The following is a 25,066-nucleotide window of genomic DNA, read 5'->3' on the forward strand; positions in this document are numbered from 1 at the left end:
GAGAGTAGGACACCGCCGGACTTAACTTAGAAACACCAGAAAAGCCACCCCACGGGGTGGCTTTTCTGCTTTAACCCACGACACGCACCCGACCCACAGCGCGCACCCACCACGACCCGCCGGTCCCGCATCAAGGCCGCGCTACAACACCGCCGCTCCGCACCAGGCATGCCAGGCGCGAAGCGGCGGAAGTGGCGCGCAGGCCGCAGGGCACAGCGCGCGCGGCGGCATCCGCTCAGCGGTTGGGGAAGTCGTGCGGGAGGCGCGTGAGGACCGGACGGAGGCGCTCGAGGCGCTCGCGCTCGAGGAGGAGTGCCGCATACTCGCGGCTGCGGCGCACGGCGGCGACGCCCGCCAGGAACACCTCGGGGGCGACGGCGGGAACCGGGGAGACGAAGGGCATCGCTTCGGCCGCGAGGTCCCTCGCGACGCGCACGCGCGTCTCCGGGGTGAGTCGTGCCGACTGGCGGAGGAACTGGGCGATGCGCCGGGACAGCCGGTCGGGTAGCCGCACAACATCGACGGTGTACGACCACGTAGCGAGCTCTGGCGGAAGACCGAGGACCGGCTCGTCGAACCGCGCCACCCGTTCGTACTGGCTGTAGGTGCCGGCCATCAGGTCGCCGAGGCGCTTGGACTTGCCGTTGAGCAGGGCTGTCGTCGCCGCGAGACCGCCGAAGGTGAGGTAGATCTCGAAGATCCCGATCAACGCCCGAGTGAACGCGTGCCGCAATTGGATGGATCCACCGTCGTCACGCACGATGCGGGCGCCGATCGCGAGCTTGCCGAGCGAGCGGCCGCCGGTCACGGTCTCCACGACGGTCGGGAGGACGAGGATCGAGAACGCGAGGCCCGCAATCGCCAGCGCCTGGGCGAGCGCGGGGTCCAGGGCGTCGCCCATGACGAAGTCGACGGCGAAGACGAGTCCCACGAAGAAACCGAGATAGGCGAGCCAGTCGATGATGGTGCCGGCCGCGCGCAGGACGAAACTCGCCGGCCGCACATCAAGGGCCACCGCCTCGCCAGTGACGAGCTCGTACTCATAGGGAGAACTTTCTCCCTGATCCGCCGCGTTTCCGGGGTGTGCCATGTCTACTATTAGAGCAGATGGACCTCGACGCATATTCAACGGCGCACCGCGCCCAGTGGGACCGCCTCGCCGAGCTCGGCAGGGAGCGGCGACTCTCCGGCGCGCAGTCCGACGAGCTGATCGGGCTGTACCAGTCCGGGGCCACCCAGCTGTCCGCGATCAAGAGCACCGCCGGCTCCACGATTCCGGGCGACCGGCTCTCCGTCGCACTGTCCAGGGCCCGGCTCCGCTTCACCGGAGTCGGCGCCAACGTCGTGTCCCAGGTGCCCCGATTCTTCGTGCTGCAACTGCCCGCCGCGCTCTACCGCCTGCGCTGGCTCACTCTCGCCGTCGCGGTCGTGACGATCGCGGTCGCCACGCTCTACGCGGTCTGGATCACCGGCGACCCCCGCGTGCTCGCCAACGTCGGCTCCGACGCCCAGCTGCAACAGCTCGTGAACTCGGACTTCATCGACTACTACTCCGCGAACCCCGCAGCATCGTTCGCCGGCCAGGTCTGGACGAACAATGCCTGGATCGCCGCGCAGTGCGTGGCCTTCGGCATCCTCGGCCTCTACGTGCCGTACATCGTGCTCTCGAACGCCCAGAACATCGGTACGACGGCCGCGGTCCTGTTCGCGTACGGCAAGGGCGACGTGTTCTTCCTCTACATCGCACCGCACGGGATGCTGGAGCTCACCGCGATCTTCGTCGCAGCGGCAGCGGGGCTCCGCATCTTCTGGTCGTGGATCGCGCCGGGCGGTCGTTCCCGCGGGCAGGCTCTCGCGGAGGATTCCCGGGCCCTCGCGACGGTCGCGATCGGACTCGTTTTCGTGCTCCTCGTCTCCGGCGTGATCGAGGGCTTCGTGACCCCGGCGCCGTGGCCGTGGCCGGTCAAAATCGGCATCGGCTTCGCCGCGCTCTGCGCGTTCCTGACCTACATGCTCGTGCTCGGTCGACGGGCCGCACGTGCCGGCGAGACGGGCGACATCGGCGAGTTCGAGGCCGGCAGCACCCGGATCTACGCGTCCTGAGGGCGGCATCCGCTCGCCCCCGGCGCCCTGAGGTCACCTTTCCGGTCGAGAGTGACCGGTATACGGGTGACTCTCGACCGGAAAGGTAGCTTTCGCGCGGGACGCGGGTGGGCGGCGACTGGCTAGAGGCGGCCGGCGAGCTTCAGGGCGAGGTAGTGGTCGGCGAGGCGGGGCGGCAGCTCTGCCGGCGGCCCGGTGACCACGTCGGCCCCCTGCTGGCGGATGGCCGCGGCGACCCTGGCGACGTCGAGCAGCGCCCGCTCGGCGGCGGCGGCCCGATAGACCTGTTCCCGGTCGGCGCGTTCGTGGGTTGCCTGCAGCGTCGTCGGGTCGGTGACCGACGCCACGACGACGGTGTGGCGACGGGTCAGCTGGGGCAGCACGGCGAGCAGAGCCGTCGACGCGCCCGCGGCATCGATCGAGGTCAGCAGCACGACGAGGGCGCGCTGGCTCGTGATGGCCCGCACCTGGGCGGGGACTCCCGCCCAGTCCATTTCGAGGAGTTCGGGGTCGATCACCGCGAGCGTGTCGACCATCCGCGAGAGCAGTTCGGCGCCCTGGGCACCCTGGACCCGGCCACGCACGCGGCGGTCGAAGGCGATCATGTCGACACGGTCTCCGGCCTTCGAGGCGAGGGCGGCGAGGAGCAGCGCGGCCTCGAACGCCGTGTCGAGCCTGGTCTCGTTGTCGATCCGCGCCGCAGAAGTGCGCCCCGTGTCGATCACGATGACCACCCTCCGGTCGCGCTCCGGGCGCCAGGTACGCACGACCACGTCGTGGTGCCGCGCCGTCGCCCGCCAGTCGATCGAGCGCACGTCGTCGCCGCGTACATACTCCCGCAGCGAGTCGAACTCGGTGCCCTGTCCGCGCACGAGCAGGCTCGTGCGTCCGTCGAGTTCCTTGAGCCGGGTGATGCGCGAGGGCAGGTGTTTCCGGGCGTTGAAGGGCGGCAGGACACGGATGCGTCCCGGCGCCTCGAGCGTCGCCTGGCGCGCCCACAGGCCGAGCGGTCCGTACGAGCGGATCGTGACCCGGTCCACCCGGCGTTCGCCGCGCCGGAACGGGGTCAGCGGGAGGGAGACGAGCCGGCGTTCCCCGGCCGGGACGGTCAGGGACGTGCGGTTGTTGCCGGCGCCGGCCGACGGTTGCCAGGCATCCCGCACGAGAGCCCTGAGCCGGCGCGGGCCGGAATTGGTGATGTAGAGCAGGCTCGTCAGCGTCTCGCCGAGGCGCACCCGCGTCGGAAGGCTGCGTTCGAGTCGCACGGCCCGGGGGGAGCCGGCCAGGGCGAGGTCGAGCACGCCCAACCCGACCGAGAGCAGCAGCCACAGGGCGAGGATGCCGCCGGCGACCGCCGGGCTGCTTCCGAGCAGCACGACCGGCACGACGCCGAGGGCGACGAGCAACGTGAACCGACCGGAGACTGTCACCTTAGATCGGAACCTGGACCTGCTGGAGTACGCTCCGCAGGATGGCGTCGACGGCGACGCCCTCGAGTTCGGCCTCCGGCTGAAGCTGGATCCGGTGCCGCCAGACCGGGAGGACCATCGCCTGCACATGGTCGGGGGTGATCGAGTCGTAGCCGCTGAGCCAGGCCCAGGCCTTCGTGGCCGCGAGCAACGCCGTCGTTCCGCGGGGGCTCACGCCGAGCTTGACGGAGGGGCTGCGCCGGGTCGCGCGGGCGAGGTCCACGATGTAGGCGAGCACGTCGGCGCTCGAGCCGACCTCCATGACCGCTTCCTGCGCGGCCGTGAGCTGCTCTGCCCCGAGCACGGCGGTCACGCCGGCCGCGGTGAGGTCGCGGGGGCTGAAGCCGGCGGCGTGGCGGCGGAGCACCTCGAACTCCGCGTCGCGGTCCGGAATGTCGAGCACGAGCTTGAGCAGGAACCGGTCGAGCTGCGCCTCGGGCAGCGAGTACGTGCCCTCGTATTCGATCGGGTTCATCGTCGCGGCGACGATGAACGGGTCCGGCAGCGGCAGCGTCCGGCCGTCGACGCTGACCTGGCGTTCCTCCATGGCCTCGAGGAGCGCCGACTGGGTCTTCGGCGGTGTCCGGTTGATCTCGTCCGCGAGCAGGATGTTCGTGAACACCGGCCCCTTCCGGAACTCGAACTCGCCGGCCCGCGCGTCGTAGATGAGCGACCCGGTGACATCGCCCGGCATCAGGTCCGGTGTGAACTGGACCCGTTTCGTCTCCATGCTGAGCGCCTGGCTGAGCGAACGCACCAGCAGGGTCTTGGCGACGCCCGGCACGCCTTCGAGCAGCACGTGACCGCGCGCGAGCAGGGCGATGATGAGCCCCGTCACGGCGCCGTCCTGGCCGACGACGGCCTTGCCGACCTCGGTGCGAACCTGCGCGAGCGATTCCCGGAGCGAAACGATGGTGTCGGTCGGTGTGCTCATAGGTCCATTCTTCCGGGGGCGGTGGGTGTGGCAGTGGCAGTGGCAGTGGAGGTGGCAGGAGGGGAGGCAGGAGGGGAGGCAGGGGGCGCGGCGGATGCGGCCGCGGTCGCCGGCAGGCCGCTCGCGTCGATCACGGCTCGCTCGAGGTCCTGGAGCAGGTCGGACTGGGCGATGAGGTCCCGGTCCCTGGCCGGGACCCCGTCGACGAGGACGAAGCGCACCTCGGCAGGGTCGCGCCCGGTCAGCGCGGACACCGCGAGCACGATGTCGTCGAGGCTCGCGAGCCTCGACAGCCCGACCCGGGTCGCGAGACGCTGGACGGTGGCGACCCGCAGGGAATCGAGGGCTCGGAGGCGCGCGTTGCCGCGGGCGTAGAGGCGGGCCCTGCCTTCCATCGTCTCGCTCGCGCGCACGATCACCGGCAGGTTCTCGGCGACGAGCGGCCCCAGTCGCCTGCCCTGCCATACGGCCGCGGCGAGGAAGACGACCGCGAACAGCAGGATCGAGGGCGTGACCCAGCCCGGCGTCAACTCGCCGAGGCTCGGCGGGCCGGTCACCGCGACATCCGCCAGGGTCGGCTGGTACCAGATCAGGTCGGCGCTCGCCCCGAGCAGGCCGAGTGCGAGCGCAGCGTGACCGGATGCCGTGATCTCCTCATTGCTGAAGATGCCGTCATCGGCGACGAGGGTGAGCTCCGTCGACGGCAGGGCCACTCCGACGACGGCGAAGGAGCCCCGACCGGAGGGGAAGCAACCGCGTTCCGCGGAGTCGGCGGGGAGGCTGAGCGTCTTCCCGCCGGGGGCGACGTCGCCCGCCCGGATCGCGGCGGGGAGGTCGCAGCGGGCGCCCGGCCCGTCGAAGCTGTCGGCGACCCCGCCGAACCCGACGGACGGCGCCAGCGTCTGGAGCAGGAGGAAATCGGGGGCGACCACGACCGTGCGGGGTGCGAGGCCGGCCAGGGTCGAGAGCTGGTCGTTCGACAGGTAGCCGTTCGGGTCCGTGAAGAACAGGGTCGGATCCGCGCTCGCTGCGGCGAGCGTGCGAGCCTCGTCGAGCGTTTTCGCCGTCGTGACGCGCACGCCCTGCTGGCGCAGTACCTCGGCGAGGGCCCGGGCGCCCGCCGGTGCGGCATTGTCGGCCGCGAGTGGGGTTCCTCCGCCCGAACCGGCGCCCGCGAGAAGTGTCGCGGCGATGGCGACGAGCAGGGCGCCGACGCCGGCGAGCACCCAGAACCGGGAGCGTCGTGCGGCGGCGCGCAGGGTCGGAGTCGTCGCAACGGCGTCGGTGCCCGCGAGCGTGGTCACTGCGTTGCCGTCTGCGCCGGGTCTTCGCGGCTCGTGGGCGTCCGCGTGCGCAGGGCGCTCTCGAGTGCGGCGAGCGACAGGAAGCCGGACTCGGTGCCGGCCGCGCCGAGGTAGCGCACGCCGTCGAAGAGGTCGGCCGCCGTCCGCAGGCTGACTCGCTCCTCGGGGAACGCCGTTGCCGCCCGCTCGGCGAAGCTGTGCGCGGTCGTGCCGGGAGTGGAGAAGAGCACCGTGCGTTCGACGAGCGACCTGGCCAGGGCCCGGAACATCTCGCTGATGGCGAGATTCCAGTCCTTATGCGACGCTGCGGACAGCGCCGCCCTGCGCAACTCGTCGGCGGACCGGGCGTCGTTCCTGCCGAACAGGTCGTGCTGCAGGGCACTGCGGCGGTTCCACCGCGGCAACCCGAAGACGAGCACGGCCACGACGACGACGGCGACGATCACGAGCGTCACGACGAGGGGAACCCAGGACCCGAGGCCCGCCCCGGATGGGGCGCCGAGGGAGCTGAACCAGTCGAAGAAGGCCTTGCTGACCCTGTCGAACCAGGTCGGCCGCGCGGCCTGGTACGGCGGCTTGGCGAGCTCGTCGCGCAACCAGGCCGTGGCCGTCGGAGCATCGGGATCGACCGGGATGCTCGCCAGGAGCGGCCCAGCCCACGTTCCCCCCGCACCGGTCATGACTGCGGGGCCGCCGGCATCCGCCCGGCCGGGATCAGGTACGGGTCGTCGGTGGCGCTGCCGGGGGCGGACTCGACGAAGCGCTGGAGGTCGAGGTCGAGGCCTTCCTTGCGCATCCGCAGGTCGATGTAGATGAGCGCGGTCGTGCCGGACTGGACGACCGCTGCGACGGCCCCGAGCACGAGGCTCACGATAATGGTCAGCACGTAGATCACGATCACCGGGATCCACGAGTCGATGGCGCCGGTCGGGTTGATGAGCGAGATCGCGACCCCGCCGAGCAGCGACAGCGGCGTCGAGACGATCTGGGAGACGATGTTCACAATCAGGGCCACGAGAAACTGGACCCCGAGCGTGCGCCAGAAGTAGCCCCTCGTGAGCGACCACGATCGGGCGATGGACGCCCAGATTCCGAGGCGCTCGAGCACGATCAGGCTCGGGACGAGGGAGGTCTTCGTGGTCAGCCAGGCCGAGAGCGCGAGGATGCCGAGCCCGCCGAGGATGCCGAAGATGATCCCGAAGACGACGCCTGCTCCCCCGAGCAGCACGCACACGACGACGACACCGGCGACGATGGCGAGGCCGGCGATGAGGGCGCCGCTGAGGATGGCCGCCCAGAGGGCGAGGGGCCAGAGGCGCCGGCCCGCAACCCGCCACAGCTGGCCGAGCCGGAGCTTCTGGCCGAGCATGGCACGGGAGACCTCGACGACGATGATGCCCTGGAGCAGCGCGGAGGCGATCACGGAGAGCAGGATCGGCACGATCGCCGACAACACGATGGTGAGGTTGGCGCCGGCCTCGACCGCGTCCCTGTCCGCGAGCGGGGCGCTGTCGACCCTGCCGAGGGCGAGCAGCGTCACCGGGCCGACGATCAGCAGGGTGACCAGCAGGATCGCGCCCTGCACGAGGAGTGCGCTGCCGAAGGTGGCCTTGGGATTGCGCCTGAGCACCTGGAAGGGCGCCCAGAGCAGGGAACCGAAGCCGAGAGGTCGCAGCGGGAGGAGGCCAGGGCGCGGCGGCGGGGTCCACGCGGGAGGGGGGCCCCAGGCTTGCGGCGCACCGGACGCCGGCGGCGGCGCGTATTCGCCGTATCGCGGTCGATCGTTCGCGTCACCTGTCGGTGCGTGCCAGTTCTGCGGGTCCGTCACGAGACCTATGCTGGCATACTCGGCATCGAAACGGGCGCGACGGGCAATGCCAGCCCCCCTCGACTACTCTGGTGTCAGTGATTGCACGACTCACCGGGAGTATTCCCCCCGGTGACCTAAGCGGAAAACGGTTGGATGAACGCACGCATTTTGGTCGTCGACGACGACACCGCGCTGGCGGAAATGATCGGCATTGTGCTGCAGGGTGAAGGCTTCGACCCTTACTTCTGCGAGGACGGCTCGCTCGCGCTCGACGCATTCCGGACGATCAAACCCGACCTGGTCCTGCTCGACCTGATGCTGCCCGGTCTCGACGGGATCGAGGTGTGCACCCTGATCCGCGCCGAATCGGGAACGCCGATCATCATGCTCACCGCGCGCACCGATACGACGGATGTGGTCAAGGGCCTCGAATCCGGCGCGGACGACTACATGGTCAAACCGTTCAACCCCAAGGAACTCGTCGCCCGGATCCGCACCCGGCTGCGTCCGGTGTCCACGGAGTCTCCGGCGAACCTCTCGATCGGCGACCTCACCGTCGACGCCGCCGGGCACGAGGTGCGGCGCGGCGACCGGCAGATCGGCCTGACCCCACTCGAATTCGATCTCCTCCTCACCCTCGCGTCCCGCCCCCAGCAGGTGTTCACTCGGGAGATGCTGCTCGAACAGGTGTGGGGTTACCACTACAAGGCCGATACCCGGCTCGTGAACGTGCACGTGCAGCGCCTCCGCGCCAAGGTCGAGGACGACCCGGACAACCCCCGCATCGTGATGACGGTTCGCGGTGTCGGGTACCGGGCCGGCGCGGCCATCTAGGCTCCGCATGGCCGAACCGACCGGGTTTGCCCGGACATGGCGCAGCAGGTGGCAGGACTGGCGTGACTGGAGGTCCTGGCGAGCCCGCCTGCTTCGCAAATGGCGTTCCTCGCTGCAGTTCCGCACCGTGACGATCACCGTCGTGCTGTCCGGCATCGCCATCGTCATGGTCGGCGTGTATGTCTCGGTGAGCGTCGGCAACGACCTGTTCCAGTCGCGGCTCGGCCAGGTCGAGCTCGACTCGAACCGGGCGACGAGCGCGGCCCAGGGCATCCTGGACTCCTCGGACGCTGCGGACCGCGTCCAGGTGCAGAGTCTGCTGGCCTCGGCGCGCAGCGCGATCTCCGCGGCGTCCTCGAGCCGGCTTGTCGCGGTGTTCCGGGTTCCCGGCCAGGACCCGTCGACCGCCGCGCCCCAGGACTTCTCGACGTTCGGCGACTCGACCGAGGTCATCTCGCCCGAGCTGCGCACCGCTGTACAGGGCGCGCCGGGCACCCAGTTCTGGCAGTCGGTGGCCCTCGCGACGGATGACGACGGCCAGGTCGCCGGGATCGTCGTCGGTTCGCAGATCACCGTCCCCGTCGCCGGCCGGTACGAGCTCTACATCGGCTACAACCTCGGCGAGGCGGAAACGACGCTGCAGTTCGTGCAGCGGACCCTCGGCGTTGCCGGGCTCCTGCTCATCGTCCTGATCGGTGCGGTGACCTGGATCGTCGTGCGCTTCGTGGTGACTCCGATCCGGGTGGCGGCCGAGACCAGCCAGCGGCTGGCCTCGGGGGACCTCGGCGTGCGGCTGCCCGTCAAGGGCGACGATGTCATCACGACCCTCGCCCGGTCGTTCAACGGGATGGCGGACAGCCTGCAGAGCCAGATCAAGGAGCTCGCCGACCTGTCCGAGGTGCAGCAGCGTTTCGTCTCCGACGTGTCGCACGAACTGCGCACCCCGCTGACGACGATCCGGCTGGCCGGCGACATGCTCTACGACCAGCGGTCGGGCTTCCCCCCGGCGACGGGCCGCACCGCGGAACTGCTGCACGCCCAGGTCGAACGGTTCGAACTCCTGCTCGCGGACCTACTCGAGATCAGCAAGTACGACGCCGGGTCCGTGGAACTCGAGGCCGAGCCGACGAACCTCGTGCACCTCGCCGCCGACGCCGTCGAGGGACTGCGGTCTCTGGCCGAATCCAAGGGTACCCGGCTCAATCTCGTCGCACCGGGAGGGCACCTCGACGCGGAGGTCGATCCCCGTCGCATCCGCCGGATCATGCACAACCTGATCGGCAACGCGATCGAGCACGGCGAGGGCAAGCCCGTCATCGTCTCGGTCGACAGCAACGAGACCGCCGTGGCGCTGTCGGTGCGCGACTATGGCCTCGGCATGAGCCAGGTCGACGTCAACCACGTCTTCGACCGGTTCTGGCGGGCCGACCCGTCACGCAAGCGCACCATCGGCGGCACGGGGCTCGGCCTCTCGATCTCCCTCGAGGATGCGACGGTGCACCGCGGCTGGCTCCAGGTCTGGTCGAGCCCGGGGAAGGGCTCGTGCTTCCGGCTGACCCTACCGCGGACCGCGCGCGGCGAGATCGCGAGCTCGCCGAGCCCGTTGCCGCCGGAGGACGCCGGGTCCGACGGCACGCTGCCGCGCCTCACGGTCGGCGAGGTCGGCAGGGCCGGGATCAAGGGTGCCCAACACGGTGAGGGAGCGGTCCATGACTGACCAGGACGGCGGCATCCGCCGGGCGACCCGGGCGAATCGGGTAACCCGGGCGAACCGGGCCGACCGGGCAACCCGTGGGGGCGCGCTCGCCGCCCTGCTCGTGCTCGCAGTCCTGCTCAGCGGATGCTCGGGGATACCCCGGAGCGGGAGCGTGCGCACCGGGCAGGAGGTCGCGGCCGGGGACAACCCCGCACCCGTCTTCCTTCCGTCGCACCCGCAGGCCAATGCCAGCCAGGAAGGCATCCTGCGCGGTTTCATCGACGCCCAGACCAGCCCGGAGAACGACTACGCGATCGCCCGCGAATTCCTCGCCCCCGGTTTCAACGGATCCTGGGCGGCTGACGCCGGGGTCACGGTCGACGACGGGACGGCCCGCACCATCATCCCGGTCGACCCCCAGACCATGCAGTTCTCGGTGAATCCCGTTGCCGACGTGGACGCGATCGGCGAATACCACGAGGTCGAGTCTCCCGCGCCCGTCGTGCTCCGCTACCAGTTCCAGAAGATCGGCGACCAGTGGCGGATCAGCGCGGCTCCGAACGGCACCGTCGTCGACCAGACCACGTTCACCGACGTGTTCAGCCCTCAGGCCCTCTATTTCTTCGACTCGAGTTTCGCGTTCCTGGTGCCCGACCTGCGCTGGTTCCCGCGTGGGGGCGCCACCCTGACCAAGATCGTCAACGGCGTGCTGCACGGGCCGAGCCCGTGGCTGAGCGGAGCCGTCGTCACCGCCTTCCCAGACGGGACCAAGCTCACCGCGGATGCCGTGCAGGTCGTGTCGCGCGACGCGAAGGTCGATCTCAACGGCGAAGCCCTGAACGCAGACCGGGTCACCCTGCAGCGGATGCGGGCGCAGCTCATGAGCAGCCTCCCCACGGGCATCACCGTCACGATCTCGATCAACCAGAACTCCCAGGACATCGGCGACCTCGGCGCCAACGCCCCGATCGTCAACCCGCGGGTGGACGCCCGGGCGCTCGTGCTCCGGCAGGGCGCCTTCGGATTCCTCTCGGCCGCAGGCAAGACCGTCACCCCGATTCCCGGGCTCTCCGACCAGGTCGTCGCGCTCGGACCGACGGCGGTTACCCTTTCTCCGGGGCAGACTGTCGCGGCGGCGCGGGCCGCGACCGGGGTCTCCGCCGTGCGGGTCGGCGAGGTCGCGAAGCTGCTCGATCCGCGGCCGGGCCTCATCGCGCCGGCCGTCGACAACTTCGGCTACGTCTGGTCCGTGCCCGCGAGCCGTCCGGGTGAGCTGTTCGTCTACGGCCCGAACGGGGATGCGGCGGCCGTACCGACCTCCTGGCCGGAGGCATCCGGAATCGTGGCGCTGCGCGTGTCCAGGGACGGCACCCGGCTGATCGCGCTGCTCACCTCCGGAACGGAGACCCGCTTCGTGGTCGTCTCGATCAAGCGGGACAAATCCGTCCCTGTCGCCCTCGGCGACGAGGTCCAGCTCCAGTCCGTTCCGGGCACCCCGCTCGACGCCACCTGGATCGACGAGCTCACGGTCGCCTATCTCGTCGCTCTCCCATCCGGCGAGGACCGGATCGTGACCCAGCAGCTCGGCGGAGTCAGCTCGAGCATCGAGTCGGCACCGGGCAGCACCACGATCACGGGCAGCAACACCGTGCGGGACGTGCGCGCACTCGTCGCAACGGGCAGCCTGATGATGCAGCGCGGAGTCGGCTGGCAGGAGCGCATCGACGACGTGACGCTTGTGGCCACCCAGCAGGGAATCGGCGGGTAGCAGCGGGCCTGTCCTCAACAGGCCGGCGCCGGACCGCGCGCCCACCGGTGTGCGCCGGCGGTCACCCGCCCGCGGCGGCCCGGCGAGTCTGGGGGCATGACGAGGACCGGCGCGGAACGAACGGCACGAGCCGCGCGGCGGGCCGTCCTGGACGCGTGGGCCGTTCTCCTGCCCACGGCGTGCAGCGGATGCGGGGTGCCGGACTCCGCCCTCTGTGCGGCCTGCCGCGCCCGCCTGGCGCCCGCCGTGCGCGTGACCGAGCGTGGCGGCCTGCGGGTCTGGGCGGGGCTCGACTATGCCGGTGTGCCGCGGCGCGTGATCGCGAGCTTCAAGGACGGCGGGCGAACGGATGCCGCCGCCGCGCTCGCCCCTCCGCTCCTGGCCGCCGTCGTGGCCGCGCTCGCCGCTGTGCAGCCGCACGGTGCTGTGGAGCCCCGAGGCACCCTGGAACCGGGCCGCGGCCGACACCCGGACGCGGGCATCCACCTCGTCACGATTCCCTCGTCGCGGCGCGCCTGGCGGGCACGCGGATTCCTGCCCGTCGACCTCCTGCTCCGCCGGGCCGGACTCGCACCGAGCCGGGTGCTCACCAGCAGGGAGACCGCCGACCAGGTCGGGCTCGACCGTGCCGCGCGGGCCAGGAACCGGGACGGGTCGCTCCGCGCCGTGCGCCCCCTGACCGGGGTACGCTGCCTCCTCGTCGACGACATCGTCACGACGGGCGCCACCCTCCTCGAAGCCCGGCGGGCCATCCTCGCCGCCGGGGGAGAGGTCGTCGGTGGCGCCGCTCTCGCGGAAACCCGGAGACGCCATCCGGTCACACACCGTTCATCGGAAACGGATTGACAAATTGCGGTGACTTCTCCGGCGGGCAGGGCTACGGTGGAGCTAAAGGCGCGCAACAATCGCCCGGCACCGGGCGGTTCGCCAGATCTGGAGGTCGTCATGGAAACTAACATCGTCGGACGAAACCTGGGGATCACTGATCGTTTCCGGTCATATGCGTCGGAAAAGGCCGAGAAGATTGCCGGCCTCGCCGACAAGGCCCTCGCCCTCGAAGTCAAGCTCAGCCGGAACCGCGAAAAGGGTTCAGCCACCGGCAACGACAGGGTCGAGCTGACCCTGATCGGGAAGGGGCCCATCGTCCGCGCCGAAGCGGACGGTTCGGACAAGTACGCTGCCTTCGACGTTGCACTCGGACGGCTCCTCGAGCGCGTTCGCCGCGCCAAGGACCGCCAGAAGCTGCACCGTGGCGGAGCGCACCGGCCCACGTCGCTGCATGACGCGGCATCCGTGGACTTCAGCGTCGTCGACATCAAGCCGGCCGACGCCGAAACCCTCGACGAGGTGCGCACCGGTGTCATCCGGGTGATCCGCCCCACCGAGTCCGAGGCCGCCGCTGCAGCGATCGCCGCAGAGGAGGAAGTGGACGAGGTGTACACGCCGGTCGTCATCCGCCGCAAGGTCTTCTCCGCTGCCCCGATGACCGTCGACGACGCCCTGTACTTCATGGAACTCGTCGGGCACGACTTCTACCTGTTCCAGGACTCCGAGACGAACCGGCCGAGCGTGGTCTACCGCCGCAAGGGCTGGGACTACGGGGTCATCGAACTCGATGAGAACAGCGAGGAGTTGCAGGTCGCCGCCGAGTAAGGCGTCCGGTAGGCCGTCGAGTGCACTCCCTGACCAACTAGCATTGTTATAGTTGCCGCACACCGGCGCACAACAGTGCCGGCGTGGTTCAATCCGTCGCGTGAGCAGCCAGACCCTGGTTCATCTCACCGAGACGACAGGCGTAACGGCGCCGTGACTAGTGGAGTGCATTCGTGGCCTCAATCCTTGAAAAGGTTCTTCGTGTTGGTGAAGGACGCGTCCTGCGTCGTCTTGAGCAGTATGCGAAAGCCATCAATGCGCTGGAAGAAGACTTCAGCCAGCTCACCGACGAGGAGCTGAAGAACGAAACCGTCGTGCTGCGGGAACGCTATTCGAACGGCGAGTCGCTCGACGACTTGCTGCCGGAAGCGTTCGCCGCCGTGCGCGAGGCCTCGACCCGCACCCTGGGACTGCGTCACTTCGACGTGCAGCTCATGGGCGGGGCGGCCCTGCACCTCGGCAACATCGCGGAGATGAAGACCGGCGAGGGCAAGACGCTCGTCGCGACCACCGCGGCGTACCTCAACGCCATCACGAGCCGCGGTGTGCACATCATCACCGTGAACGACTACCTCGCGAGCTACCAGAGCGAGCTGATGGGCCGCGTGTTCCGCGCCCTCGGCATGACCACCGGGTGCATCCTCTCCGGCCAGACCCCCGCGCAGCGGCACGACCAGTACCTCGCGGACATCACCTACGGCACGAACAACGAGTTCGGCTTCGACTACCTGCGCGACAACATGGCGTGGCAGGCGGCCGACATGGTCCAGCGCGGCCACTACTACGCGATCGTCGACGAGGTCGACTCGATCCTGATCGACGAGGCCCGCACCCCGCTGATCATCTCCGGTCCGGCATCCGGAGAGGCGAACCGCTGGTTCACCGAGTTCGCGAGCCTGACCAAGCGGCTCGTTCCCGAGGTCGACTTCGAGGTCGACGAGAAGAAGCGCACCGTCGGCGTGCTCGAACCCGGCATCGAAAAGGTCGAGGACTACCTCGGCATCGACAACCTCTACGAATCGGCGAACACCCCGCTGATCTCGTTCCTGAACAACGCGATCAAGGCGAACGCCCTGTTCAAGAAGGACAAGGACTACGTCGTGATGAACGGCGAGGTTCTCATCGTCGATGAGCACACCGGTCGCATCCTGATGGGCCGGCGCTACAACGAGGGCATCCACCAGGCCATCGAGGCGAAGGAGGGTGTCGCGGTCAAGGCCGAGAACCAGACCCTCGCGACCGTGACCCTGCAGAACTACTTCCGGCTCTACTCGAAGCTGTCCGGCATGACCGGAACCGCCGAGACCGAGGCCGCCGAGTTCATGAGCACGTACAAGCTCGGCGTGGTCTCGATCCCCACCAACAAGCCGATGAAGCGCATCGACCAGTCCGACCTCGTCTACAAGAACGAGGAGTCCAAGTTCGGCCAGGTCGTCGAGGACATCGTCGGCAGGCACGAGAAGGGCCAGCCGGTCCTCGTCGGAACGACGAGCGTCGAGAAGAGCGAATACCTCTCCCGGCTGCTCGCCAAGCGGGGTGTCCGCCACGAGGTGCTCAACGCGAAGAACCACGCGCGGGAAGCCGCGATCGTCGCCCAGGCCGGTCGTCTCGGCTCCGTCACGGTCGCCACGAACATGGCCGGCCGTGGCACGGACGTCATGCTCGGCGGCAACGCCGAATTCCTCGCCGTCGCCGAGATGAACGCCAAGGGCCTCAGCCCCATCGAGACGCCCGACGAATACGAGACCGAATGGGACGACGTCTTCGCCGGAGTCAAGGCGAAGGTCTCCGAGGAGGCCGAGAAGGTCGTCGAGGCCGGCGGCCTCTACGTGCTCGGCACCGAGCGTCACGAGTCGCGCCGCATCGACAACCAGCTCCGTGGGCGCAGCGGACGTCAGGGCGACCCGGGCGAGAGCCGTTTCTACCTGTCGCTGACCGACGACCTGATGCGCCTCTTCAACGCGGGAGCCGCCGAGAGCCTGATGAGCCGCCAGGGCGTCCCCGACGACATGGCGATCGAATCCAAGGTCGTGAGTCGCGCCATCCGCTCTGCCCAGTCGCAGGTCGAAGGCCGCAACGCCGAGATCCGCAAGAACGTGCTCAAGTACGACGACGTGCTCAACCGCCAGCGCGAAGCGATCTACGGCGACCGTCGCCACATCCTCGAGGGTGACGACCTCCACGAACGCACCCAGCGCTTCCTCGAAGACGTGATCGACGAGGTCCTCACCGTGCACACCGGAGAGGGCAACGGCGACGACTGGGACTTCGACGCCCTGTGGACCGAGCTCAAGACCCTCTATCCCGTCGGCATCACCATCGACGAGGTCATCTCCGAGGCCGGCAACCGCGGCAGGATCAACCGCGACTTCATGCGCAGGGAGATCCTCTCCGACGCCAAGGTCGCCTACCAGAAGCGCGAGGGCACCCTCGGCTCCCCGGCCATGCGCGAACTCGAACGCCGGGTCGTGCTCTCCGTGATCGACCGTCGCTGGCGCGAGCACCTCTACGAGATGGACTACCTCAAGGACGGCATCGGCCTCCGCGCGATGGCCCAGCGCGACCCGCTCGTCGAGTACCAGCGCGAGGGTTTCGCCATGTTCCAGCAGATGATGGGGCAGATCCGCGAGGAGACCGTCGGCTTCCTGTTCAACCTCGAGGTCGAGGTCAACCAGGCGCCCGATGCCGTCGCCGCGCCCGTCGTCGTCGCGAAGGGCCTCACCCCCGGTGAGGATTCCGGCGCCGACAAGCTCAGCTACACCGCACCGAGCGATTCCGGTGGAGTCGAGGTGCGCAACCAGCGTGGCCAGATCCAGCAGGCCGCGACCGATCGTGCCCGCCGGGCCGAGACGGACGCGAACGCCGGAGACGCCCCGGCGGCCGAGACCGCGGCACCCGCAGGGCCTCCGCGTCGCGGCGCGTTCGGCCAGCGCGACTCCGGCACGCCGGCCGTTCCGGTGAACCGCGCGGAGCGTCGGGCCCAGGGCAAGAAGTAGCACCAGCCGCCACGCAGAAAGGCCGGGTCCCAGGGGACCCGGCCTTTCTGCGCGCCGGCCCCGCCCGCCGCATCCGCCGCCCCGCCCTGTTGTGTTCCGAATTCAGGAGTACGCGCGGCCGGCGGTGCGGATGTGCCGGACCAGTGCGACCGACGAGTGACGAATCGGCGCAACTCCTGAATTCGGAACACCCTGCGGGCGGGAATACGTAAGCCGCCCCGTACCTGGGGGTACGGGGCGGCTGTGGTGGTGCGGGGTGCGGGGTGGGAGTGCCTAATGCACCGGGAGCGGAGCCTCGGCGGGTGCGGCCGCAGGGGTGCCGTGCGGGTTCGAGAGCGAAACGCCATGGCCCATCCGCCGGAAGAGCAGCCCCGCGAGGACGGCGCCGAAGGCGAAGAAGCCGGCGCCCCACCAGTACGCGACTGCGTAACTGTGGATCGCGGCATCCGCGGCCACCGCGGCGGTGAGCGGGGTGTTCGCGGCCAGGAAGTTGGTCGCAGCGGTCGCGGCGAGCGTGTTGAGCAGCGCGGTGCCGATCGACCCGCCGACCTGCTGGCTCGTGTTCACCATTGCGGAGGCGACCCCGGCGAACTGGCGGTCGACGCCGAGCGTCGCCGTCTGCATCGAGGCGGGCATGATCGAGCCCATCGCGAAGCCGAGGATCATCAGCGGCGGCAGCACGTCGGCGGCGTAGGTGCTGTTCAGGTCGAGGTGGGTCAGGTAGATCATCCCGAGTGCGCCGAGCGTCATGCCGAAGGGCACCATGATCTTCGGGCCGAACCGGGGAACGAAGATGTTCGTCGACAGCTGGGCCGAGACGACGAGCATCGCGATCATCGGCAGGAAGGAGAGGCCGGTCTGGATCGGGGTGTAGCGCAGCGAGACCTGCAGGTAGTACGTGACGAACAGGAAGATGCCGAACATGCCTGCACCCGCGATCAGCACAGACAGGTACGCGGCGCCGCGGTTGCGGTCGAGCACGATCGCGAGCGGCAGCAGCGGATGCGCGGCGCGGCGTTGCCACAGCACGAACGCGACGAGAAGCACGACAGACCCCGCGAGCATGCCCCAGGTCAGCGGCGAGTCCCAGCCGTCGGTCTCGGCGTTGGAGAAGCCGTAGACGAGGCCGAAGAGTGCTCCGGAGACCAGGATGGTGCCGGGGATGTCGAGCTTCGGGCGCGGGCCGGTGCGTTCGAGGTGATCGACGAAGACGATCGCGCCGATCACCCCGATCACGGCGATGGGGATATTGATGTAGAGGTTCCAGCGCCAGTCGAGGTTCTGGGTGAGGAAGCCGCCGAGCAGCAGGCCGACGGCGCCGCCGGCACCGGCGATCGCTCCGAAGATCCCGAATGCGCGGGCGCGCTCCTTCGGGATGGTGAACGTCGTCGTGAGGACGGCGAGGGCGGTCGGGGCGAGCAGGGCGCCGAACGCGCCCTGCAGGGCGCGGGCGCCGACGAGCAGCCCGAAGGTGCCAGCCGCACCGCCGAGCGCCGAGGCGGCGGCGAAGCCGATCAGGCCGATGATGAAGGTGCGCTTCCGGCCGATGAGGTCGGACAGTCGTCCGCCGAGCAGGAGGAGGCTCGCGAAGGCGAGCGAATAGGCGGTGATGATCCACTGGCGGTCTCCGTTGGAGAAGCCGAGGTCGGTCTGCGCGGAGGGCAGGGCGATGTTGACCACGGTCGAATCGAGCACGACCATGAGCTGGGCGAGGGCGACGGTGCTGAGGGTCCACCAGCGCCGGGAGTGCGGCACGGGAGTGCTCGTCAGAGTGGATGAAGTAGTGGAAGTCTTTGGCATGAAGGCGACTATATACGATACTGTGGAGTTCCGGATCTTAACAGTTCCTGAATTTACCTCCGGGTAACATTCGATCAGAAGGTCTCGATCAGAAAGTGGTGAGTGTGGCGAAGACGCAGCTCGATCCCGCCGTGGAGAACCCCGCCGAGGAGACGGAGCCCGTGAAGCTCGGACGGAGACGGGATCACACCCGCGATCCGGACATCCTTGCCGCAGCCGTCGACGTGCTTGCCGAGTGCGGGTACGACGGCATGACCATCGACATGGTCGCGACCAGGGCGAAGGCGGGCAAGGCCACCCTCTACCGGCGGTGGCCCTCGAAGGGCGAACTCGTCATCGACGCGGTCGCGTGCATGAAGAACGCCGACCTGAACCTGTCGCAGCTCCCGGATACCGGCACACTGCGCGGGGACCTCATCGCCATGATCAAGCCGCACTCGATCGAGGACGGCGAGAAGAAGCTCCGGGTGATCGCCGGTCTGATGTCCCTGCTCGCCCACTCGCCGGAACTCGCCGAAACCGCCCGGGTCTCCGTCGTCGAACCCCGGGTGACCGCGCATCGGTTCCTGCTGCGCCGGGCCGTCGAGCGCGGCGAGATCTCACCGGCGTGCGACATCGACAACCTGTCGACCGTGACCACCGCCATGGCCTCCATGCGGATCCTGTTCGAGAGCAAGACCATCGACAGGGAATTCCTGATCTCCCTGATCGACGGGGTGATCCTGCCCGCGGCGGGCCTGAGCCCCGGCACGGGGACCGGCCCGGTCGCGGAGCCGCCCGCCCCAGCGGAGACGGCCGTCACAGCACGTTGATCGCGCTGGCCCGCCAGCGATTGTCGAGGCCCTCAAGGCGTAACGCGACCGCGCGCACCCGTACCTTGCTGTGCACGATGACGACGGCCTCGACCACGCCGTCCCTCGGTTCGGTGATGGTGACCCTGCCGATGGAGATCGCCGGCCGCTGCGCCTGGAGGCCCTTGATCGCCCGTGCCCGGTTGGAGAGCACGACCCGTTTGAGCAGGTGACGGTAGACGTCGTCGCTCACCCAGCGCGCGAGCTGGTCGAGTTCGCGAGCCCCGGACAGCACCTCGATCACGCAGCGGGTGAGGTTGATGAGCAGCGGCTCCGGGTCGGGCAACTGCCGGCGGGAACTCGGCTGCAGCCCGAAGTAGTCTTCGTCGGCGAACCGCTCCGCTCGGGCGCTCGCCTGCTCACTCTGATTGACTGATTCGCTCATGACTCCTCCGGGGGTTCCGGGTGCTGAGGTACAGGTTCGCTACTCAACCAGCGGATGCCCGCGGTGTCGAGCGCTTATATGTCCTGTGGATAACGTGGCCGCCCGATGTGTGCCGAGCTAGCGTCGTTCTGTGCGCTGGGACAACCTGTTCGACGACCTCGAGGGGCAGCTCGAACACGAGCTGAACGCCGAGGACCTCGAGCTGCGTGCGGAAGAGGAGCGGCTCCGGCTCGGCCGGTTGTCCCTGCGGCACCGCCTGATGAGTCTCGGCGGGGGCGCGGGCCGGCGTGCGGGCGGGGGTGTCGTGCGGGTGGTGCTCAGCTCCGGGGTGACCCTGGCCATCCGCCCGACCACGTTCGGGCGGGACTGGCTCGCCGCCGAGATCCTCGACGCGCCGGTGGCGCCGGCCGGGACGGCCGCGCCGGGTGTCCCCGCCGGGGGCGCTGCGCAGTGCCTCGTTCCGATCGCCGCGATCGCCGGGGTGATCCTGCAGCCGGCGGAGGTGCACGCCTCGCTCGCGGCGCCCGCGGACCCCGAGTCCGGGGTCGTCGACCGGATCGGGTTCGCCTTCGTGCTCCGCGACCTGGCCAGGCGGCGCAAGTTCGTCGAGGTGCATACCCCGGGAGGTCTTCTCAGCGGAACGATCGACCGGGTCGGTCGCGACCACATCGACCTCGCGATGCACGAGCGCGGGGTGCCCCGCCGCAGCTCCGAGGTGCGCCAGTACCGGATCGTTCCCCTCGCAGCGATCCAGCTGCTGTGCCTGCGCTGACCGTGCCTGCGCTGACCGAGCCTGCGCTGACCGAGCCTGCGCTGACACTGCCCGCACTGACCGCGACCGCCCGGTTCAGTCGACTGGTCGGATGATCGTGCCTCCGGACAACTCCGGGATGTTCGCGTAGTCGGACTGTTCCCACAGCGACAGCCGTCTGGCCTCCTCGTACTTGGCCTCGATGTACGACTCGAGCACGACCCGCTCCACCCGCCAGTGCTGCATCCGCTCCGGCGCGGACGGGCCGATCCGGATGGCGGGGAGCTCGCCCGTGTGCACCAGTTCGCTGACCTCGGCCACGGTGAGGGCGAGGATGTCGGCGGTGTCCCCCAGCGTGAGGAAGCGGCCCAGCCCAGGATAGGCGTCGCGAGCGTTCATGGTTCGATTATCGGGGTTCCGGAGGCATTCCGCCGGGATAACGGCAGCCTGTGGATAACTTTCCCGCCGCGCACCGGGAACGGCGACGATAGAGACCGATGATCCGTCGGGCGGCGGCAGTTGCCCGCGCCAAGGAGAGGGGCAGTCATGGTCTCGAGGCCGAAACGGGCACCACGCCCGGGATTCTGGTTCGACCCGCGCCTACTCATCGGGCTGGTGCTCGTGCTCGGCGCGGTCGGCGGCGTGGCTGCGGTCGTCGCGGGCAGCGACCGGACGACCGCCGTCTACGCCGCCCGCGACGCGCTCATCGTGGGCGACCGCGTCACGGCCGCCGACCTCGAGCTCAGCCAGGTGCGCCTCGATTCTGCGCTCCCGCTCTACGTGACGCCCGAGCGGATGCCCGCTGACGGCCTGGTCCTGGCCCGCACCGTCGCAGCGGGCGAGCTGATCCCGGTGTCGGCGGTCGGCGCATCCGCTGACGCCGGTGTCACGACTGTCGTCGTCGAACCGACCGACGCGCTCGCGGAGGCGGTCGTTCCCGGCGCCGTCGTCGACGTGTGGTCGTCGCCGCAGAACGGACGCGGGGAGTTCGGCCCGCCTGCGGTACTCGTCGGGCAAGCCGGGGTGGTGCGCGTGCTCGAGCCGAGCGGACTCTCGGTGGCGGGCGTGCGCCGTTCGGTCGAGCTCCGGGTGCCGAGGGAGGCCGTTGCAGCGGTGCTCACCGCGATCGCCAACGCAGCGGCGATCGCCGTCGTTCCGGCCAACCAGCCCCTCGGCGGTTGACCGTGGCCCGGCTGCTGCTCGCGCTCGATCGCTCGACGGAGGACCGCCTCCTGCCGGATATCGTGCAATACGGGCACGCGGTCCTGGCCCGGGTGTCAGGGGCGGGGGAACTGCTCGCGGCCCTGGACCGCACCGAAGCGGATGTCGCCCTCGTCAGCGCGGGACGGGCGACCCTGAGTGCCGCCGTGGTCCGGGCCTGCGACGAACACGGCGTGCGGGTCATCGCGCTCGCCGTGACCGACCAGGACCGCAGGAACGCGGCGGGGCTCGGCCTCCTCGACGTGATCGACGCGACGGCGGACTGGGCGGGCATCGAAGCGGTGATCGAGGCCGGCGTGGTGATCCCGTTGCGGGTCACCGAACGCGCGTCCTCCCTCGCGGCGCCCGCCCGTGGCACGGTGATCGCGGTCTGGGGGCCCTCGGGCGCGCCGGGCCGCACCACGCTCGCGATCAACGTCGCCGCCGAGATCGCGGCGGCGGGACACACCGTCGCGCTCGTCGATGTCGACAGCTACGGAGGCGGGGTCGCGCCGGCACTCGGGATGCTCGACGAATCACCCGGCTTCGCCGCGGCCTGCCGCCTCGCCGGGACCGGCAGCCTCACCCGGCCGGAACTCGAACGCATCGCGCAGCGCTACACCTCGCCGCGCGGCGCGTTCTGGGTGCTCACGGGCATCGGGAGGCCCTCGCGCTGGCCGGAGCTGTCCGGCGAGCGCGTGTCGAAGACGATCGAGGTGGTGCGGAACTGGGTCGACTACGTCGTGCTCGACACCGGGTTCAGTCTCGAGAGCGACGAGGAGATCTCGAGCGACCTGTTCGCGCCGCGGCGCAACGCCGCGACGCTCACCACGCTCCGGTCGGCGGACCACGTCGTCGCGTGCGGGCTCGCCGACCCGGTCGGACTCGCCCGGTTCCTGCGGTCCTGGGCCGAGCTCGCCGAGGCGGTCTCGACCGACAGGGTCAGCGTCGTGATGAACCGGGTTCGGCCGAGCGCCGTCGGGATCGACGCGAACCGGCAGGTCATCGCCGCTCTCCGCCGGTTCGGCGGCATCCACGCTCCGTTCCTGGTCCCGCACGACCAGGCCGGCGCCGATGCTGCCGTGCTGACCGGACGCACGCTGCGCGATGCCGCGCCGAAGTCGCCGGCTCGCACGGGCATCCTGCGTCTGGTTCAGCGCGAGATTCTGCCGGAACCGGTTGCGGCGCGAAGCCGGGGTGTGCGGCGGATGCCGTGGCGTCGCCGGGCGACGGCGCTCTGAAGCTCGTGCCCTGAAGCTCGTGCCCTGAAGCGGGCGCCCTGAAGCCCGCGCGCGGCGGTCAGTCCCGTAGCGGGACCACGGTGACGCGGGAGCCCGGACCCGTCACGACGAGCACCCGTTTGCCGGTGACCCCGTCCAGGGCCGCGGCGAGGTCGGCGGCCGATGGGCCTGCGGGGGCAACACCCGTGCCTGCATCGGCGGCCTCTGTGTCGCTCTCGGCCCGCGCCCAGACGGTCACGGAGGCTCCGGTAGCCTCCGCGATCGCCCGACGGAGTGGTTCGGGGGGTGCCCCGGTGACCAGGATCACCCGTCCGATGGTGTGTCGCCTGCCGGGCGTCGCGGCGCTCACGGCCCGGTCGTGCCGCCAGACGGCGAAATGGTCCCCGGCGGCGAGACCGGTGGCGACGAGGAGCCCCAGCGGGGCGCGCACCCGCTCGAGCAGGCTGCCTCCTGTGACGTCGCCGAGGCCGAACTCGAAGATCCGGTAGCCGATCACGAGGAGCGTGACCAGGGCGACGACGGCGCTGATGCCGAAGATCAGGATCAGGTAGACCCGGCGAGCGGTCGCGGAGATGCTGCCGGGATCGACAGGAGCCAGCGGTCGCCAGGCCAGCCACCACAGCGGTCCGCCCACGATCATGGCGCTGATGCCGCCGAGCAGCAGGGCGCGCGGGCTCGCGCCGGCGAGCGGCTCCGCGAGTGCGGCCAGCAGGGAGTTGACCACGACGCCGAGCCCGGAGGCCGCGGAGACGAGCCCGATGCCGGACAGGACCAGGGATGCCGCCAGCCGGGTCGTGTCGCCGCGGAGCGGGACGAGGCTCCGGTGATAGGCCCAGACGAGGGCGCCGATCGACGCCGCGGCGAGTGCGTTGCCGAGGGGATCGAGGATGCCGGCGAGCGACTGCCCGGCTCCGGTCGACGCCTGCCGGTCGAATCCGAGCCTGAGCAGCACGAACACCGTGGTGCCTGCCCCGGCGAGCGTGAGAATCGCCGCTCCTCCGATTCCGCTGACGAGGAGGGCGACGTCGGCGAGTCCGCCGCGCAGGGAGACAGCCCGGCCGTGCAGCCAGTGCCACCACCAGACGGCGATGCCACCGGCGCACCAGACCAGGCCTTCGAGGGGGAGCCGCCACCACGGGGCGCCGGCGAACGTGGACGTCCCTGCCCCGGTGATGGCCGTGTCGAGCAGCGAACCGAGTGCGGTGACGGCTCCGCCCGCACCGATCACGAGACCGAACACGCTGCCGAGAACGAAGGCTGCCGTGGGGAGCCGCAACGGGCTCCTGGTCGCTTGCCCGGACATCCAGGCGTGCCACACCCACACGGCGGCCCAGACGAGCCCGGTGGCGAGGGTGCGGGGCTGCCAGTCCGACCGCACGAGAGCGGCGGCGGAGCTGAGCACGGCCGTGGCGAAGACGACGAGCGAGACCGTGCTCATGGTGGCCAGGTACAGACCCCAGGCGAGGGAGGACCGGTCTTCGCCGTCCAGACGCCGCCAGAGCACCCACCAGAGCACTGCGGCGAAGGGACCGGCGACGAGGGTGAAGGCGAGCGAGCGCGCGAGCCCGGACACGTCGTCCCCTACGAGTGGATTACCAGCGTCGAGCAGGCGACTGAGCAGACCGGCCAGGCCGATCGCGGCGATCACGACGAGGGCGAACAAGAGGACGAAGGCGATCAGGCGCCGGACCGTCGGCTGGGCCGAGCCTTCGCGCGGTGCCGGCGACCGGCGCACGCCGATCACGATCGCGGCGACGACCACACCGACCGCGACGAGGAGACCCGCTCCGATGATCATGGTGCGTCCGTCGTGCTCGGGCAGATCGTGAGCTGCCAGGGTGCGGAGTCGATCTTCCAGACGCCGTCGACCGTGAGCAGGTCGAACACCTCCCGGGTCTCGAATTCCGAGGACCCGAACGGGCCGGCATCCTCCGCCGTGACGATGGACACCGTGACGTCGGCCGAGCCCTGCCGTTCCGTCGTCGAGACGAGCGTGACCCGCAGGTCGGCGGCAGGCCGGTTGCCGACCGTGTCGCAGCTCGCGAGGGCGTGCGGGGTGAGGAAGTCGGCGGCCTTCTGCTCGTCACCGTCGAGGACCGCCGCCGAGTAGGCCTGGACGACGCCCGCCGGGGTCGCCCGGTCGATCTGCGCAGGGGCGCCGCGGGAGAAGACGACGACGAGCGCGACGATGACGAGACCCGCGATCACCGCCAGGACGGAGATCAGGGTGCGATCCGGCCTGCCCGACGTGGGGTTCATCTCCACAGCATG

22 protein-coding genes are annotated in these 25,066 nt (G+C 70.0%); 11 read left to right on the forward strand and 11 right to left on the reverse strand.

What is annotated here, in order from left to right; translation table 11 throughout:
- Nucleotides 1-235: 235 nt before the first annotated feature.
- Nucleotides 236-1,090, reverse strand: coding sequence for an RDD family protein (locus MQH31_RS19095; protein WP_243013371.1), 855 nt, complete (start codon nucleotides 1,088-1,090; stop codon nucleotides 236-238).
- Between the two features lie 17 nt (nucleotides 1,091-1,107).
- On the opposite strand from MQH31_RS19095, the gene MQH31_RS19100 reads away from it, so the two are divergent.
- Nucleotides 1,108-2,103 carry a stage II sporulation protein M gene (locus MQH31_RS19100; protein ID WP_243013372.1) on the forward strand — a complete coding sequence of 332 codons (996 nt, stop codon included), beginning with the start codon at nucleotides 1,108-1,110 and terminating at the stop codon, nucleotides 2,101-2,103.
- A 122-nt stretch (nucleotides 2,104-2,225) separates the two neighbouring features.
- Here the strand turns inward: MQH31_RS19100 and MQH31_RS19105 are convergent, their stop codons facing one another.
- Genes MQH31_RS19105 through MQH31_RS19125 form a run of 5 tightly spaced genes read right to left on the reverse strand, consistent with a single transcriptional unit; the run spans nucleotide 2,226 to nucleotide 7,638 of the window.
- Nucleotides 2,226-3,533 carry a DUF58 domain-containing protein gene (locus MQH31_RS19105; RefSeq protein WP_243013373.1) on the reverse strand — a complete coding sequence of 436 codons (1,308 nt, stop codon included), beginning with the start codon at nucleotides 3,531-3,533 and terminating at the stop codon, nucleotides 2,226-2,228.
- A 1-nt stretch (nucleotide 3,534) separates the two neighbouring features.
- Nucleotides 3,535-4,506: an AAA family ATPase gene (locus tag MQH31_RS19110; protein ID WP_243013374.1), complete on the reverse strand. Its 972-nt coding sequence runs from the start codon at nucleotides 4,504-4,506 to the stop codon at nucleotides 3,535-3,537.
- A complete protein-coding gene (locus MQH31_RS19115) occupies nucleotides 4,503-5,810 on the reverse strand; it encodes a DUF4350 domain-containing protein (RefSeq protein WP_243013375.1) in 1,308 nt (435 codons plus the stop codon). The genes MQH31_RS19110 and MQH31_RS19115 overlap by 4 nt, the downstream gene beginning before the upstream one ends.
- Nucleotides 5,807-6,490, reverse strand: a complete 684-nt coding sequence (locus MQH31_RS19120; RefSeq protein ID WP_243013376.1) for a DUF4129 domain-containing protein — start codon at nucleotides 6,488-6,490, stop codon at nucleotides 5,807-5,809. The genes MQH31_RS19115 and MQH31_RS19120 overlap by 4 nt, the downstream gene beginning before the upstream one ends.
- The gene (locus MQH31_RS19125; protein WP_243013377.1) at nucleotides 6,487-7,638 is read right to left on the reverse strand and encodes a DUF7847 domain-containing protein; all 1,152 of its coding nucleotides are present in this window, start codon (nucleotides 7,636-7,638) and stop codon (nucleotides 6,487-6,489) included. The genes MQH31_RS19120 and MQH31_RS19125 overlap by 4 nt, the downstream gene beginning before the upstream one ends.
- Before the next feature lie 135 nt (nucleotides 7,639-7,773).
- On the opposite strand from MQH31_RS19125, the gene mtrA reads away from it, so the two are divergent.
- The 6 genes from mtrA (at nucleotide 7,774) to secA (ending at nucleotide 16,567) form a co-directional block, all read left to right on the forward strand.
- A complete protein-coding gene (gene mtrA / locus MQH31_RS19130; protein ID WP_134535102.1) occupies nucleotides 7,774-8,454 on the forward strand; it encodes an MtrAB system response regulator MtrA in 681 nt (226 codons plus the stop codon).
- Between the two features lie 7 nt (nucleotides 8,455-8,461).
- Complete coding sequence (mtrB, locus tag MQH31_RS19135) at nucleotides 8,462-10,171, forward strand: MtrAB system histidine kinase MtrB (protein WP_243013378.1); 1,710 nt, start codon at nucleotides 8,462-8,464, stop codon at nucleotides 10,169-10,171.
- On the forward strand, nucleotides 10,164-11,918 hold the full coding sequence (locus MQH31_RS19140) for an LpqB family beta-propeller domain-containing protein (RefSeq protein ID WP_243013379.1): 1,755 nt from the start codon (nucleotides 10,164-10,166) through the stop codon (nucleotides 11,916-11,918). The genes mtrB and MQH31_RS19140 overlap by 8 nt, the downstream gene beginning before the upstream one ends.
- 96 nt (nucleotides 11,919-12,014) lie before the next feature.
- Entirely contained in the window at nucleotides 12,015-12,764 is a 750-nt protein-coding gene (locus MQH31_RS19145) for a ComF family protein (RefSeq protein WP_243013380.1), read from the forward strand.
- A gap of 99 nt (nucleotides 12,765-12,863) precedes the next feature.
- Nucleotides 12,864-13,571 (forward strand): ribosome hibernation-promoting factor, HPF/YfiA family, encoded by a 708-nt coding sequence (gene hpf, locus MQH31_RS19150; protein ID WP_243013381.1) that lies wholly within the window; start codon nucleotides 12,864-12,866, stop codon nucleotides 13,569-13,571.
- Between the two features lie 173 nt (nucleotides 13,572-13,744).
- Nucleotides 13,745-16,567: a preprotein translocase subunit SecA gene (gene secA, locus MQH31_RS19155; protein WP_243013382.1), complete on the forward strand. Its 2,823-nt coding sequence runs from the start codon at nucleotides 13,745-13,747 to the stop codon at nucleotides 16,565-16,567.
- 273 nt (nucleotides 16,568-16,840) lie between these two features.
- On the opposite strand, the gene MQH31_RS19160 is transcribed toward secA, so the two are convergent.
- Nucleotides 16,841-18,367 carry an MFS transporter gene (locus MQH31_RS19160; protein ID WP_243013383.1) on the reverse strand — a complete coding sequence of 509 codons (1,527 nt, stop codon included), beginning with the start codon at nucleotides 18,365-18,367 and terminating at the stop codon, nucleotides 16,841-16,843.
- A gap of 104 nt (nucleotides 18,368-18,471) precedes the next feature.
- On the opposite strand from MQH31_RS19160, the gene MQH31_RS19165 reads away from it, so the two are divergent.
- Nucleotides 18,472-19,179, forward strand: a complete 708-nt coding sequence (locus MQH31_RS19165) for a TetR/AcrR family transcriptional regulator (RefSeq protein ID WP_243013384.1) — start codon at nucleotides 18,472-18,474, stop codon at nucleotides 19,177-19,179.
- On the opposite strand, the gene MQH31_RS19170 is transcribed toward MQH31_RS19165, so the two are convergent.
- On the reverse strand, nucleotides 19,166-19,603 hold the full coding sequence (locus MQH31_RS19170) for an Rv3235 family protein (protein WP_243013385.1): 438 nt from the start codon (nucleotides 19,601-19,603) through the stop codon (nucleotides 19,166-19,168). The genes MQH31_RS19165 and MQH31_RS19170 overlap by 14 nt on opposite strands.
- A gap of 130 nt (nucleotides 19,604-19,733) precedes the next feature.
- Here MQH31_RS19170 and MQH31_RS19175 point away from each other — a divergent pair, with 130 nt between their 5' ends.
- Nucleotides 19,734-20,375, forward strand: coding sequence for a hypothetical protein (locus MQH31_RS19175; RefSeq protein ID WP_243013386.1), 642 nt, complete (start codon nucleotides 19,734-19,736; stop codon nucleotides 20,373-20,375).
- Nucleotides 20,376-20,450: 75 nt separating this feature from the next.
- Here MQH31_RS19175 and MQH31_RS19180 read toward each other — a convergent pair whose 3' ends face one another.
- Complete coding sequence (locus MQH31_RS19180; RefSeq protein WP_243013387.1) at nucleotides 20,451-20,753, reverse strand: helix-turn-helix domain-containing protein; 303 nt, start codon at nucleotides 20,751-20,753, stop codon at nucleotides 20,451-20,453.
- 147 nt (nucleotides 20,754-20,900) lie between these two features.
- On the opposite strand from MQH31_RS19180, the gene MQH31_RS19185 reads away from it, so the two are divergent.
- Complete coding sequence (locus tag MQH31_RS19185; protein WP_243013388.1) at nucleotides 20,901-21,536, forward strand: hypothetical protein; 636 nt, start codon at nucleotides 20,901-20,903, stop codon at nucleotides 21,534-21,536.
- 2 nt (nucleotides 21,537-21,538) lie between these two features.
- Entirely contained in the window at nucleotides 21,539-22,795 is a 1,257-nt protein-coding gene (locus MQH31_RS19190; RefSeq protein WP_372488192.1) for a CpaE/TadZ family protein, read from the forward strand.
- Nucleotides 22,796-22,853: 58 nt separating this feature from the next.
- Here the strand turns inward: MQH31_RS19190 and MQH31_RS19195 are convergent, their stop codons facing one another.
- The gene (locus MQH31_RS19195; RefSeq protein WP_243013390.1) at nucleotides 22,854-24,593 is read right to left on the reverse strand and encodes a DUF5671 domain-containing protein; all 1,740 of its coding nucleotides are present in this window, start codon (nucleotides 24,591-24,593) and stop codon (nucleotides 22,854-22,856) included.
- Entirely contained in the window at nucleotides 24,590-25,054 is a 465-nt protein-coding gene (locus tag MQH31_RS19200; protein WP_243013391.1) for an LpqB family beta-propeller domain-containing protein, read from the reverse strand. Before MQH31_RS19200 ends, MQH31_RS19195 begins: the two co-directional genes overlap by 4 nt.
- Nucleotides 25,055-25,066 lie beyond the last annotated feature (12 nt).

Source organism: Cryobacterium zhongshanensis, assembly GCF_022760445.1.
GTDB lineage: Bacteria > Actinomycetota > Actinomycetes > Actinomycetales > Microbacteriaceae > Cryobacterium > Cryobacterium algoricola.